Origin of the sequence: Vibrio zhanjiangensis, assembly GCF_030161235.1 — a bacterium.
Lineage (GTDB): Bacteria > Pseudomonadota > Gammaproteobacteria > Enterobacterales > Vibrionaceae > Vibrio > Vibrio zhanjiangensis.
The window spans coordinates 16615-30014 of the sequence record NZ_BSPW01000049.1 but is presented as its reverse complement, the minus strand read 5'-3'; the positions used below and the strand labels follow the sequence as shown (position 1 = coordinate 30014).

The 13400-nt window shown below is 41.8% G+C and carries 15 protein-coding genes; 2 read left to right on the top strand and 13 right to left on the bottom strand.

Going from position 1 to position 13400, the window contains the following annotated elements; genetic code table 11:
• Nucleotides 1-24: 24 nt before the first annotated feature.
• The 3 genes from QQK21_RS12335 to QQK21_RS12325 form a co-directional block, all read right to left on the bottom strand.
• The gene (locus QQK21_RS12335; RefSeq protein ID WP_284192496.1) at nt 25-459 is read right to left on the bottom strand and encodes a Dps family protein; all 435 of its coding nucleotides are present in this window, start codon (nt 457-459) and stop codon (nt 25-27) included.
• Between the two features lie 215 nt (nt 460-674).
• Entirely contained in the window at nt 675-1022 is a 348-nt protein-coding gene (locus QQK21_RS12330) for a DOPA 4,5-dioxygenase family protein (protein ID WP_284192495.1), read from the bottom strand.
• 175 nt (nt 1023-1197) lie between these two features.
• The gene (locus QQK21_RS12325; protein WP_284192494.1) at nt 1198-1569 is read right to left on the bottom strand and encodes a MarR family transcriptional regulator; all 372 of its coding nucleotides are present in this window, start codon (nt 1567-1569) and stop codon (nt 1198-1200) included.
• 221 nt (nt 1570-1790) lie between these two features.
• Here QQK21_RS12325 and QQK21_RS12320 point away from each other — a divergent pair, with 221 nt between their 5' ends.
• On the top strand, nt 1791-2489 hold the full coding sequence (locus tag QQK21_RS12320) for a DUF2982 domain-containing protein (protein WP_284192493.1): 699 nt from the start codon (nt 1791-1793) through the stop codon (nt 2487-2489).
• 45 nt (nt 2490-2534) lie between these two features.
• Here QQK21_RS12320 and QQK21_RS12315 read toward each other — a convergent pair whose 3' ends face one another.
• From QQK21_RS12315 to QQK21_RS12275, 9 genes are all read right to left on the bottom strand, one after another.
• Nucleotides 2535-3188: an MBL fold metallo-hydrolase gene (locus tag QQK21_RS12315; protein WP_284192492.1), complete on the bottom strand. Its 654-nt coding sequence runs from the start codon at nt 3186-3188 to the stop codon at nt 2535-2537.
• Nucleotides 3189-3272: 84 nt separating this feature from the next.
• A complete protein-coding gene (mepK, locus tag QQK21_RS12310; protein ID WP_284192491.1) occupies nt 3273-3809 on the bottom strand; it encodes a peptidoglycan L,D-endopeptidase MepK in 537 nt (178 codons plus the stop codon).
• A 179-nt stretch (nt 3810-3988) separates the two neighbouring features.
• On the bottom strand, nt 3989-5542 hold the full coding sequence (locus QQK21_RS12305) for a L,D-transpeptidase family protein (RefSeq protein WP_284192490.1): 1554 nt from the start codon (nt 5540-5542) through the stop codon (nt 3989-3991).
• 109 nt (nt 5543-5651) lie between these two features.
• Nucleotides 5652-6737: a DUF1513 domain-containing protein gene (locus QQK21_RS12300; protein ID WP_284192489.1), complete on the bottom strand. Its 1086-nt coding sequence runs from the start codon at nt 6735-6737 to the stop codon at nt 5652-5654.
• Entirely contained in the window at nt 6727-7743 is a 1017-nt protein-coding gene (locus QQK21_RS12295; RefSeq protein WP_284192488.1) for an imelysin family protein, read from the bottom strand. Before QQK21_RS12295 ends, QQK21_RS12300 begins: the two co-directional genes overlap by 11 nt.
• Nucleotides 7744-7752: 9 nt before the next feature.
• Complete coding sequence (locus tag QQK21_RS12290) at nt 7753-9141, bottom strand: di-heme oxidoreductase family protein (protein WP_284192487.1); 1389 nt, start codon at nt 9139-9141, stop codon at nt 7753-7755.
• Nucleotides 9142-9244: 103 nt separating this feature from the next.
• Entirely contained in the window at nt 9245-10507 is a 1263-nt protein-coding gene (locus QQK21_RS12285; RefSeq protein ID WP_284192486.1) for an imelysin family protein, read from the bottom strand.
• A 164-nt stretch (nt 10508-10671) separates the two neighbouring features.
• A complete protein-coding gene (locus tag QQK21_RS12280; protein WP_284192485.1) occupies nt 10672-11268 on the bottom strand; it encodes a GTP cyclohydrolase II in 597 nt (198 codons plus the stop codon).
• Nucleotides 11269-11475: 207 nt separating this feature from the next.
• Nucleotides 11476-11652, bottom strand: coding sequence for a hypothetical protein (locus QQK21_RS12275; RefSeq protein ID WP_431313116.1), 177 nt, complete (start codon nt 11650-11652; stop codon nt 11476-11478).
• Nucleotides 11653-11952: 300 nt separating this feature from the next.
• Here QQK21_RS12275 and QQK21_RS12270 point away from each other — a divergent pair, with 300 nt between their 5' ends.
• A complete protein-coding gene (locus tag QQK21_RS12270; protein WP_284192483.1) occupies nt 11953-12372 on the top strand; it encodes a BLUF domain-containing protein in 420 nt (139 codons plus the stop codon).
• On the opposite strand, the gene QQK21_RS12265 is transcribed toward QQK21_RS12270, so the two are convergent.
• A complete protein-coding gene (locus tag QQK21_RS12265) occupies nt 12369-13280 on the bottom strand; it encodes a LysR family transcriptional regulator (protein ID WP_284192482.1) in 912 nt (303 codons plus the stop codon). The two genes, QQK21_RS12270 and QQK21_RS12265, sit on opposite strands and share 4 nt — an antisense overlap.
• Nucleotides 13281-13400: the final 120 nt, after the last annotated feature.

Below are 13400 nucleotides of genomic sequence, written 5' to 3'. Positions count from 1 at the left end.
CTGGGTACTATCAAAACAGATCAATCACTTAAAGTCATGTCCGAAAATCGGGGGCCACTTCTCATCATCTGCTTCTTCTGCTTGAGCTAGAATTTGACGTTGTTGAATAAGCAGCGCGGTAAAGCCATGAACAAGGCCACGAACACACTCTTTACCTGTTGTTGCATTTTGATGTTCTTGTATTTTACTTTTATCTAGATATTGGCTGAAACTATGGTCCGGTGTTGAGCCAAGTGTTAAAATACGCTCTGCTAACTCATCAATCTTCGCTTGCAGATCAACATATATTTCCTCAAATTTTTCATGTAATTCAAAAAATTGCTGACCTTTAATATTCCAGTGATAACCGCGTGTGTTCATATACAAGACTTGATAGTGTGCTAATAAGGCGTTTAACTCACTTGCAAGCGCTTGAGATTTTTCATTATTTAAGCCAATTAAGTTTACTTGATTTGTCATAATCTATTCCTCATCAATCTAATTATTAAGGCATCTATCTTCTTTGTATCTAATATACGCCTCTGTTCTAAATTGATGAAAACGTTCATATCTATATGATTAATAGCTTATAGCTATCAAAATAAATTCAGACACGTTGTGATGAAGTGAAACAATAGAGGTTATCTATGTATGCGCATCTTAGTGACATTACAAGAAAAACATTTTAGCTCGCTTTAGCGAACATCAAGTGCCGAAAGATTTAGCTTGACGGGTACGCCTAACCAATAGGCGTAATCGGTATGGTCTAAAAGATCATCCCCAGTGACGGCATGGATTAAAACAGATAACTGGCCTCGTGCATGATCTAGCCAAGGTATCAATTGTTCAAAATCGTCTTTGCCAAAGCTTATAGAAAAACTCCACATGGTATGTGGCCCAACTAACTGTTGGTGAAAACGTCCTACAGGTAAAGCAAACTCTTGCTTAACTTGATCTCTCAACTGCGCCGCAAATTCATTACTCTCACCATCGAAATAAATATGAGCATGGTAAAACTGATGAATGTTGGTTGAAAAAGTCATCGTCATTCCCTTAGAATTCTTACTTATTGAGTGTATCACACTCTCAGTCTTTCTCTAAAAACGAGCGATTTAGTGCCATACAAAGTAAAAAGCCTCGATTTAGTCGAGGCTCTTATTAAGAGTGGCTACTGACTGGTTCATCCCCAGCAACAATAGACTTATAGTCTGGCGACGTTCAAACGGGTTTATAAATGACTTTGTTGCCAGCAAGCTGCTCTTTAGCCACTAGATTTTCTTCCAGCAATTTTTTGAGCGCGCTTGTCGCCCAAGAAGCAGCTTTTGCTTCTTCTTGACCAGCTGCAAGGCCAATACCCTTGGAATTGATACCATCGGTATTTGCAGCAACAATATCAAGCACCTGTTGTTGCTTTGGTGTCAAAGCGGTATTCTCTGCTTTGGCTATTGTCACTTTCTTTTCAGAAGGTGCAACAACGGCTTGTTTCTCTGCCTTAGGCTTTTTATTTTGGGCTGCGTCTACTTTGACAACCGTCGCTTTTAAGTGCTTTTGCAATTTCATCTGCACTTTGCGCTTATGAGCTAGTCTCATCGAGTATCTCTCCATTTCACTGCAATGTATGCAGTGGTGAAAATTTGAATGGCGTTTTATAGCAAAAATCTGACGACATTGACAGTATATAGCATGTTTTATGGGGTAAAAATGCCTGATATGGGAAGCAACGACTACAATTCAATCAACACTCAATTATGATCTATATTGTTATCACGGGTTTATATAAACAGAGGTTAACTATTATATCGGAATAATTAATGGAAACACTACAAATTATCTATCAGCCCATTAAGCTTTCATCGCCGCTAGCCAGACTGGGGCTATTACTCACTCTGGCTGGCCTTGTTTCCATTTTTGTATTCGTAACCAGCTTTAAACTGGCCATCATTATCTCACTTGTCACACTCATTAGTCTCTGCTTTATTAAGTGGTTAGCGCTCAAGAGTACCGTTTCTTACACTCTAACGGCCACTCACTTTCAGCAACATCTGTTCAAAGGTGGATGGGTGGTGAAGTGGAATAATATCGTGAAGATTGGCGTTTGCCATTGTGATCAGCAAGGGTGGCAGCAGCCTTTACCATGGATTGGCATCAAACTAAAAAACTATTCTCCATACTTGGACAGCATATGTCCCAGAATCGCAACTGATATACTTTTAAGCCAGCGTGCCCTGCTATATATTGGAATGAAACAAAGCATACTCGACGCTCATTTTGAAGATATAGTTCTAGATTCTCAGCCCTATAAGAATGAGCAAGGATCGGAATATAAAGGCTTACAAGCAATGTTGGCCAACCGGATGCGTCACCAAAGAAACTACTTTGATTACGACATCTTCATTTCAGCTCAAGATATCGATAGAACTGCTGAAGAATTTGTCGGCTTAGCCAGGCGTTATCTTGCCGCAGCTGAACGTCAACATGAGGAGCAACTTATTGATAATAAATGCCAATGAGCGACTCCTCTTCAGATTACAAACTCTTAAAATTCGCTCTTTTCATTAATACGGCAATTCATCTGCAACAAAGGGATTGGACACTCTCTCATGACCAAACGTCGACTCAGGACCATGACCAGGCACAAAACGTACCTCTTTTCCTAATGGCCATAGTTTGGTCTTAATCGAGTTTATTAGGGTGTTAAAGTCACCCTTGGGAAAATCAGTTCGTCCTATTGAACCGTTAAACAGCACATCACCAACAAATGCCAATTTGGCCGCTTCGCTAAACAGAATAATATGACCAGGCGTATGTCCGGGAGTATGGAAAACACGCAATGATTCACGACCAAAATCTATTGAATCGCCTTCATTAAGCCATTGATTGGGTTCGAATGCCTGTGTTGGAGGAAAGCCAAACATCTGACTTTGCCCTGCAAGCTCTTGAAGCCAAAAATCATCATCTTTATGCGGCCCAACAATATCAACACCTCCGAGAAGTACAGAGAGGGATTGAGTACCTCCAACATGATCTAAATGCCCATGAGTTAAGACCAATCGAGTCACATTAACCCCTTGGTCTTTGATCACAGATAATAAGTGCTCAACATCCCCACCAGGATCGACAACAACACCATCCATTGTCTCATCACACCAGACAATCGAACAATTTTGAGAGAATGAAGTAACGGGAACAACTTGGTACTTGAGGGACATTTCGTAGCCTTAATCGATAACTAACCTGGCCAGACTATGACATTGGATGAACCTTTTGACAACCTTGTCGTCATAATCCGTCACTTACCAGTGACGAACTGGACCAGTATCTATATGAACAAAGTCACTTCTAGGATAGTAACCAACACCTCCGGCTTTTAATTCCATAGCCGCATCACGCACCAGTTTAAGATTGACCCCGTCTAGTCGGAAATCAATCGCCTGTCCAAGCATATGGTAACTTTTTTTCGCCACACCACTGGACATCGAGCGCAGTGCTTGATTCGTTTCCGGTGAACGATAACCAGAGATAATTTGCACTTCCGCATTCGTACCCAACGCAGATTGGATCAGAGAAATGATGTCGAACAGATTCTTATCCATTGGATGTACTTGGTTCACTCGAAAATCTCGACAAAGGTTGTCAATACGCGCCAACTCTTTGTTAAGATAGCTAAGTCCATCAAAATAACAGACTTCTAACTCTTCACCCGTGTGCAAATTGCTCAAAGCAAGGTGTCGAGGCTTTGTTGTACATGATGCCAAAGCTGTCGGAGAACACCCTGCAATAGCAAGACTACTACCAGCAAATTTAATAAAATCTCTGCGAGAGAACTTCACAGTAAGGCCCCGTAACATCCGTAATGACTAAATTCTGAAGGGCGACCTTACCTGACTAAAACGAGCAGCGCAAACCAAGAAAATACTAAAGCTAAACGGTTAATTAAATGTAAGCCGCTTACTGTCTGACAGGATTAAAAAAAATTGAGGATCTGAAGAAATATTATTTTTTATTAAGTTCAACTTTTGCCGTGAATTTTTCTATCAAAACGATAGATATCATCTCTATATTGGATTTTCCCTCCTTCTGACCATGCAGTTTGATAAATAATGTGGACAGGGACTTTGCGTTTGAGGGGGATAGACTGATTGGCTGCCACCTCATTTTCATCAATTAAAGACATATCTGCCCCTTGGCGTTTCAGCAGAACAGATGCAAATTGGTCAGCATGTTCAACACGTACACACCCAGAGCTGAACGCTCGGCTCACCTCTTCAAACAGCTCTTTGCTTGGCGTATCATGTAGAAAAATGGCTCGTCGGTTAGGCGTGTTAAACTTGTATAGGCCTAACGCGTTGTTGTCACCTGATAGTTGCGTCATTTTATATGGAAATGAACTAGGGCGAAGGTTTTGCCAATCGATCTCCTGTGGATCTATTAATTCTTTCGATCCCCATCTCGGTACTATGGTTATGTTTTCTTTTACCAAATAATCTGGGTCCTTTTTAACCTTGGGTATAATGTCACGAACCATTATTCGCCATGGGACATTCCAAGTAGGATTTAGAATCAGCGATTCAAGTTCAATGGTCATCAAGGGTGTAGGTCTACCTCTTCGCCCTACGACAACCTTTGTTTCAAACACCTCTTTGCCTGACGACCAATATTTCATTTCAAAACCTGGAACGTTGACAATAATTAAATTATCAAAATTAATCGGCCACAATCTACTGCGTTCAGCATTGAGGGCCAGAATAGATAATCTTTTATCTGGTGACATATTCAGCCAGCGGAGTGTGTTTGACCCAATCACGCCATCATCCTTTAAGCCATGCAGACGTTGATATTCCTTAACGGCCGATTCCAATGTTTCATCATACCAATCAACGTCCCGTCGAACTTCAGATAAATCCACATCCACCATTTCCATTCGTACAAGCAAGATCTCTCGGTTGTCCAAGGGCTCACCAACACCTCTCAAACCTTCTTGTGTGTACTCAGGGATGTCCAGTTTGGTAAACTTAACGACGTGCAGATAACTGTCTAGCAATTTTTGATAGTCTTTGCTGTCAGGCGTATAAGCTTCAATTAATTCGCTTAACTGTTGATGGGCGATTGAAGAAGTCACCATTTGTAGCACAGCACTGCTTAATCTGGGTAAGGGTTTATAAAGCATGGACTTGAAAAACCAATCATACCCAAGCACTTTAGCTTGTTCAGCATAACTGATGTAGAGCAAAAGAGTATCTGTAGCCAGCACATCATACTCATGCCAGCGATTGCTTTTACGATAGTATTCTAAGTATTGAAGTTGACGCGAAAAAAGTGGGCTAAACCCTGCACTTGCTATTACTTCTAACTGGAACTCAAGACGAGTACTTTGCTGGAGATCGAACCAGATAGAACGGTTGTCATGTTCTTGATAAATATTTTCCACATCTTTGGGAAACTGCAAGACGCGAAGCACATGGCTGTCTTTTTCTAGCCACCCAATCTGCTCGAAATAGCTGCCAGACCATACTGAGCATGGCATCAAGATCATCAGCAAGAACAAGGCACGCAACCTAGCCATCCTACCTCTCCGATTCTTTATTTAGAATAAAAGTATGGCAGAGAAATAGCAGGCTAGTATGAAATGTTGATAAGAAAGTTAATTTTTTCAGGCTTTACAATAAGCTAGATTATAAAATTCTTGACCAATGGTTATCCCATTGAATTCCCGAATAAATTTTGCTTTTATTTCCAGGGGAATATTGAGTTATTACGCTTCCCGCACCGGAACTCACTTTGAAGTAACCTTCTTTTTCTATCACTCCGGATGCATCGGGCAGCACATTCAGCTCCTCCAATTCCCCTGTATGCTTGGACCAGATGCCATAGCAATTTCCCCGAGGTGAAGTCGCCAATATCCATTGGTCTGTTGCTGCAATACTTGCGATATAGTGATTGAACCTTGCCCATTCTTCCGGTTGTGCTTGCAAAGAGCACATAGGTTCCCCTAATGTATGCATAGCTAACAAAGGTGGGTATTCATCGGGCTCGCCCCTATACTGTTGACCACAAAGTACAGTAGTGGAACCATCATGGGCGAGGTGGCGAATACTCAAATGATGATCGGATAAAGAGACCTGTTCCAACAGCTCACCTGATGAAGTCAAATAGCTTAAACTCGGTTTCATTGAAGCTAGGTTTAAAGGTCTACGTCCATCGGTATGCACTCCCCCAACGCCAACTGCAAGTTTATCATCTGGCATCACAATCACTTCATGAGGTCCAACCCCAAAGCCAGTAAACTCTGCTACCTTGTCATAACCAGCTAGAACATCATAAACACCAATGATTCCCCTACTCGTCGCACGTTCACCTTCTGTTGCATATAGCCATTTACCGTCATTCGAAAAAACACCGTGACCGTAATAATGTCGCTCAGATGTTGCACTTGTGAGAGTAATGAGCTCTCCTGTCACGTAGTCAAACACCATGAAGTACTCTCCCGGTCTACGCGCGAAAGCAACCGCATGGTTGAGTGTTTGATGAATTGCAACACCATGACCACGTGAAGGGAGTGGTAAGTGTCTCAACGCTAAACCTTGCTCATCAGCAACAACAACTGAGTACTTGTTTCGGCCTTGTATGGCACAACCGATAAGTGCTGGCTTAGTTGACATCACTACTTTACTTTTTGCGCACCCTATTGGAAGTATGGGTGTCGTAATACCCAATAGTGCAGCTTTCAATAAACTGCGTCTTGTATGATCAGTCACCATCTGTCGCGTTAAATCCTATTACTACACCTAATTTAATAGCCACTTCCTCGTGAATGAGATACTTAAGCTGCTCTAGTTTATTGTATTGAGCATAAGCAACGCGGTAGCCTTCTTTTGACTGAAGTAAATCAAACAAACTTTTGTCAACTGGCCATGTTTCAAGCGCCGTTGAAAATTGACGATCAATGCTGTCAGCAAGTTGATTATGTCCATTTCGACGTAGAATTAGATCCAAACCATCACCCTTTGACAGATACAAAGCCCGCATAGCAGCAATATTCTCTTTGAGGTTTTTCATCGAAGTGCCAGAACGCCACGACTCGGCAAAATAAGGCCTAGGCTTGCCATAGTTTGCAAGTGGGCGACTCATCTTCTTCATGCTGTATTCCAATTGATTAGACAATAGGGATATGTACTCCGCAGTCCACGCCTTTTCATCCAACTCTAACCACGGGTTTTCTCCCCACGCCGCAGCAATAACCTCAGCATTGCTTGCTAGGTTGCGGGCAATCACTGTGGCTGTCGCACAACTGCTAGGCGATGTACTGATTGACGAATTTTCGTCGTACAACAGCCATTCCATAGAACCAAGGCCCTGAACTGTCACACTTTGCTGCGAAATCGCTTCTTGAGTCCAATACTCATCAGCAGCCAGTATTTCGGTCATCTTACGACCCGTTGTGTTCTTTTTATCCGGCCAGAATTGAATACTCCAAGCTTTCTCAAGCGCTTTTTCTGGTCCTCTTTCTTGTCCTTGCAGAGCCATCCAAGCCGACATAGTTTTGTGCCATTGTGTTTGAACCTTGTTGATATTATTAACTTGGCAATAAGCCAACATTTCTCGGTCTAGCTCACTTGCCTGCTGCATAAAGTTTTGCGCCGCCAAAGCTTCTATCTGATAGACTCCTTGACTCGGATGTTCAATCGATTGTGATTTTGCTACCAACCCGCACCCCGCTAGAGCTATCAAGGTGCCGACACTGACGATAAGTGATAAAGGTTTCATTGCTCTTCCTTACAACGAGTTAAGAAATGCTATCAAAGCATCACGTTGTTTTTGATTAAATCTCAATACGTTCTGTTTTGCTGATTCAGCTTCGCCACCATGCCAAAGAATCGCTTCCATTAGGTTTCGAGCGCGGCCATCATGAAGAAAATAGGTATGACCATTCACCTCTTTGGTATATCCGATTCCCCACAGAGGCGCAGTACGCCACTCTCTTCCATTTGCAAGATATTCTGGCCGATTATCTGCCAAGCCCTCTCCCATATCATGGAGTAATAAGTCAGTATATGGATGAATGTTCTGATTAGACAGCGCTGGTAACCCCTGACGCGTAGCCGTAATAACTTGGGTTTTATGGCAACTATCACATCCAGCGTCAACAAATAGGGACTGTCCCTGTTTGACATCAGGTTGCAGCGTCTTGCGCCGAATTGGAACCGCAAGATGTTGCGTGTAAAATTCAACAAAATCAAGAATATTATCACTTACTTCGGGAGCCCCCCCATTTGGAAGTGCCGCGCAAATAGTTTGCGTTGAGGTGCAGTTTTCATTGGGAAATAAACGGCTAGTCAAACCAAGATCACCGTTAAATGCTGCGGCGTTTTGCTGCATCAAGCTTGGCTGACCTGATTTCCATCCAAACCTTCCGATGGCAAATTGTTTTCTTTCTACATCCCAAACTTTATTAATTTTTCCGGAAATACCATCATTGTCGGCATCGTCTTCATCTGCCCATGACATCAAGGTCTGCTCTGAAATACTTTCTAATAGACCTAAACCAATCATTGGCGGTGCAACGCGAGCAGACAACTGCGTATCTGGATGCATGTCACCATAACCAAGTTGAGTGATTTGTACTTCGGGTTTACGTAGGATAATTTCGCTTCCATCGGTAAAACGTACTGGATAATCCGTATAGGTAATATTTATCTGTCCTTCAGCAGTTTGGTCTTGCAACGCAAAATCTTGCAGCTGCCCGCCATATGTGGGCTCTGGAACAATACCTTCTTTAATAAAAATTTGTTTCTGCTCTGCCGACATAGCTGGGATACTCAAACGAACCAACATTGACACTGAGTGGATATCGTTTTTCTCTGGAGGGTGACCCCGACCATCTTTAATGTGGCAGTTTTGACAACCGTTGGTATTGAACAGAGGCCCTAATCCATCTCTTGCTTGCGTCGTCGCCGGTGCAGGTATCCAAGGGTTACGAAAAAAACTGTTGCCAACACTAAAGTCAAGTCGCTTATTTAGAGGTAGATTGGCTGCTGGAAGAGAAAATGCGTTCGCCCCCTCCTTATCAACGCTTGTTGCTCCACCAGAGGTTAACTGGTCAGCTGCCAAACTTGTACTCGCGGCGACAAAAGTAGCAAACAGAGACTTTATCCATAACTTCATACTAAAGCTTCTTATTCAGATATGAGAAATCTTCTCATTTAATTTAGAGACCTAAAACAACGAAAGGGCCCCCAAAGAGCCCTCAGAATAATGTTTGTCTTACTTAAAATTCGTGATCAGCAGTATCAGGATTCAGGCTATTAATGCCGACAATTTTTGCCGCACGCTCTATAGAAGCCGTTTGATCCACAAGAGACATAATCGTCTGATTGACCAATGCATTTCCTTTAACGTTGTCAGCAGCAATTAACTGATCAAAATACTGCTCATTTTTTTCCGCAGATGTGACGAGTTGACCAACTTGACTACGAGTTGAGTCAAATTGCTGCTGAATTTCGTTCGCCGCCTTACTGTCTTTCTGAGCAACTAACTGAGCAATGCTTGCACCTGAGACTAACGAGCCATCTACACGTTTGTAAGAGCCTGTATAAATATTGTATATACCTTGCTCGTTATAATAGTGAGAGTTGTGAGTGTTGTCTGAGAAGCAGTCATGTTCATCTTCGGTAGAATTGGCTTCCAATGCTACTTTCATCCGTTCACCTGCAAGTTCACCTAGAGACAGAGATCCCATACCAAATAACATTTTACGCAAACCGTTGTCAGCCGATTCACTAAGAAGCTGTTCACGGTAGTTACCTTTCACTTCTGAAGACCACTGTTTTTCCATCCACTCCAAATCTTGCACCAGAAGGTCAGCCGTTGCTTGCAGGTACTCACCACGACGGTCACAGTGGTTATTGGTACAACCTTTACCCACGACAAAATCCGTATAGGCACGCTCACCAGCACCTGCCTTAGTACCGTTTAAGTCTTGTCCCCAGAGCAGGAATTCAATGGCGTGATAGCCACTGGCCACATTTGCTTCAGAGCCCCCAATTTCATTAAGGTCAGCAATTGTTTGTGGTGTAAGCTTGTTGATATCTAATTCGGTCGCACCAATTTTCAACGTTTTGTTGGCAACAATGTTCGCACTCGCTCCCTCGTTACCTAGCTCGTATTGGTAACCCGTAGAAACGTAGTCAATCAAACCTTCATCAAGAGGCCAAGCATTTAGCTGCCCTTCCCAGTCATCCACTATCGGATTTCCGAACCGAAACACTTCTGACTGTTGATAAGGAACACGAGCAGCAATCCACGCTTGTTTGACTTGATCTAACTTTTCTTGAGAAGGTGCGGCTAAAAAGGATTCGATAGATTTGTCAAGCACCTTTGCTGTGGTTAACGCATCAGAAAATACAGCATGAGCAAGGTTAGCATATTGTTCTACAACTTGCTCTTTTGTCACGTCGGCTGCAAACACTGAGCTACTGGCAGCAACGAGTGAAGCCGTCATAGATTGAGCCAAAAGCGATTTTACATTCATTGAGAAGCATCCTTGTTGAGCTTAATAATTATTCTAAAACACAAGTGCTAATTATTCTCATTTGCACTCATTGGCGCAAATGATACAAACTTCGTTTTTTTTTGCAAGAAATATACAAAAAAGCCTCATGAGAATGAGGCTTTTGTCAAAATGAACTAGAGCAGCTAAAGCTTTAAGTCGTGATTCCCATGAGCAACTTTGGCCTTGAGATAATTTTCATTTCCGTCTTTGACATGCGCCAAGGTATTAATTGACTGAGTGACTTCAATACCATGGTCTTGAAGTTCACGAATTTTTTTGGGGTTATTGGTCATCAATTGGATTTTATGGATACCGAGTGCTTTAAGCATTTGAGCAGCTTCAGAAAAATCACGCAAGTCATCATCAAAACCTAAATGATGGTTTGCCTCGTATGTGTTCATACCTTCACTTTGCAGCTTGTACGCATCGATCTTGTTATATAAGCCTATTCCTCGCCCTTCTTGACGCAGATAGAGTATGACCCCACCTTGTTTTCCTAATTTGTTAACGGTCTCATCTAGTTGCTCACCACAATCACAGCGAGACGAATGAAATACATCGCCAGTCAAACACTCGGAATGTATACGAACAATAGGTGTGGATTGGGTTTTATCAGCTTGTTTAAATATGATCGCTACATGTTCTTTATCCGTCTTAAGCCCTTCAAAAGATAAAAGTTCAGCTTCTATGTTACTATTCCTGCCGACTTTGAAGTCTACTCTGGCTCTAACTTCCGCCATAACCCTACTCACTTGATTCATTATTGTTTTCTGTTTCTTATATTATAGAAACCTTGCGGGTGACTAACTATGAGGATTCATGTCGTATAAATCAATGGTCAAATCACTTTTGTTATAATATAACACTTGTAGATTTAGGCAATAAAAAACCTCAGGTGATTCTATCACTGAGGCCATCTAATGTGTATAAGAAGCTATCTATTGATTCTAATGATTATTACTTTTCTTCCATACTGACAGTTCTATCCACATAGCTTCAAGCACTTGTAACTCTTCTTCTGTCAACAAAGAAAGTGTTGGCTTAGTATGAGGTAAAGAGTGAGCCTGCAAAGCGATAATCTGGGCATAAAACTCTTTGCGCAACTGAGATATGTTTGTTTCCACCACGATTTTCTGGCTCTCTTAAAATTTATTAATAACTAAATGACGGACATAAAATTTGGGCAAAATGATAACAAACACAGCAATAGCAGCAATTGAACAAACCACAATTTGCAAGGTTCATCACATTAAGGAATCATTTTATACCTTTACAATTCAATAAATTACTTACTTGAGAGTACCGGTTGTATTATCCCAATCAATCTCCATGTTTTTATCACAATCACCAAAGCACAAATAATCGTAAAGTTGCATATAATGAACATAGAAAGCAGCTCACGCAAATATAAAATGGAGAGTAATATGTTCTTAGTCAGATTGGTGTACACAAGTTCGATTACTGAAGGGGTAACCGAATCAGATATTCAAAACATCCTCGATACCGCCCGTAACAATAATACTGCTGAGGACATAACAGGGGTATTGCTGTTTAGCAAAAACCGCTTCCTCCAATGCCTTGAAGGATCTCGGTCCAACGTTAACAAGGTTTATCATAATATTGTTAATGATAATCGTCATTCAGAAATCGTGTTATTGGATTACTCTGAAGTCTATGAGCGTGAATTCGCAGATTGGAGTATGGGATATATTCCTGAAATGGCAATAACTAGGCCTCTTACCCTTAAGTACTCTGAAAACGCAAGCTTTGAGCCTTATAAGATGTCAGGTTCCAGCGCACATAAATTACTGCTGAGTTTATCTAAGACTGTTACCGTAGTTTAAGTATTTGCGCTCCTATCAGCTTCAAATGCCTCAAGTAGATAATTGATAAACACTGTCTTACGTTTAGGCATCAACTGGCGGTCTGCGTATACTAGACTTACGGAGACCTCTGGCATGGTGTAGTCTGGGAGCAGTTGGACAAGCTGGCCTGTTGCAAAATGTTCTCGACATACAAACTCAGGGAGCACTGCGATCCCAAGTCCATCAAGACAAGCTTTTAAACAGGCTGTAATCGTGTTTACCCTTAAGCGGTATGACAAATCTATCTGTATTGATTCTTTACCTTCTGGAGCAATAAGGTGCCACTTGGGTAGTTTGACTGCGCGACTATACACATCGACCATTTGGTGTGGTGAACACAGATCTTGATGTGAATGTATTTTTCCATATTCTTGCAAATAATCAGGACTCGCAGCTAAGACACGTTGAGACTTGGTAAGATGACGTGAAATTAGAGATGAATCTTGCAGTTCACCCACTTGCGCATAGAGGTCAATCCCTTCAGAGATCACATCAACTTCGCGGTTCGATAGCTCAAGATTGATGGTCACGTGAGGATAATGTTTTAAGAAAGCATTGATGTAACTCCCTAATACTTGGTGTCCCAGCTCGACAGGCAAAACCACTTTTAACGGTCCACGAATCAGATCTTGATGAGCAGAAACTTCCAACTCGGCTTGGTTTAAGATTTCTAGCATTTGTAAGCTAGAACGGTAAAAATGCTCACCTTCTGGTGTTAAAACCAAACTTCTCGTCGAGCGAGTGACTAGACGAACGCCTAGATGTTTTTCCAATTCCGCGAGTTTCCTGCTTACTGTCGACTTTGTCATATCTAGTGCATCGGCCGCATGCGTAAAACTACCACAGTCAACAACTTGAGCAAAAACCGTTATGGCATTTAGGTCCATTCGTCTACCTCACAAAGCTATTGGTTATAATTTTGCAACAGTGTTTCTCTTTTTTCCTATCTTATCAATTAATCGATTTCGTTTACAATTCGTACCCGCATAAATGTCTTAAGAGGTACT

Coding starts and splice junctions, on each gene's coding strand:
- QQK21_RS12335 (WP_284192496.1), bottom strand. CDS start 459: ATGACAAATCAAGTAAACTTAATTGGCTTAAATAATGAAAAATCTCAA.
- QQK21_RS12330 (WP_284192495.1), bottom strand. CDS start 1,022: ATGACTTTTTCAACCAACATTCATCAGTTTTACCATGCTCATATTTAT.
- QQK21_RS12325 (WP_284192494.1), bottom strand. CDS start 1,569: ATGAGACTAGCTCATAAGCGCAAAGTGCAGATGAAATTGCAAAAGCAC.
- QQK21_RS12320 (WP_284192493.1), top strand. CDS start 1,791: ATGGAAACACTACAAATTATCTATCAGCCCATTAAGCTTTCATCGCCG.
- QQK21_RS12315 (WP_284192492.1), bottom strand. CDS start 3,188: ATGTCCCTCAAGTACCAAGTTGTTCCCGTTACTTCATTCTCTCAAAAT.
- QQK21_RS12305 (WP_284192490.1), bottom strand. CDS start 5,542: ATGGCTAGGTTGCGTGCCTTGTTCTTGCTGATGATCTTGATGCCATGC.
- QQK21_RS12300 (WP_284192489.1), bottom strand. CDS start 6,737: ATGGTGACTGATCATACAAGACGCAGTTTATTGAAAGCTGCACTATTG.
- QQK21_RS12295 (WP_284192488.1), bottom strand. CDS start 7,743: ATGAAACCTTTATCACTTATCGTCAGTGTCGGCACCTTGATAGCTCTA.
- QQK21_RS12290 (WP_284192487.1), bottom strand. CDS start 9,141: ATGAAGTTATGGATAAAGTCTCTGTTTGCTACTTTTGTCGCCGCGAGT.
- QQK21_RS12285 (WP_284192486.1), bottom strand. CDS start 10,507: ATGAATGTAAAATCGCTTTTGGCTCAATCTATGACGGCTTCACTCGTT.
- QQK21_RS12280 (WP_284192485.1), bottom strand. CDS start 11,268: ATGGCGGAAGTTAGAGCCAGAGTAGACTTCAAAGTCGGCAGGAATAGT.
- QQK21_RS12270 (WP_284192483.1), top strand. CDS start 11,953: ATGTTCTTAGTCAGATTGGTGTACACAAGTTCGATTACTGAAGGGGTA.
- QQK21_RS12265 (WP_284192482.1), bottom strand. CDS start 13,280: ATGGACCTAAATGCCATAACGGTTTTTGCTCAAGTTGTTGACTGTGGT.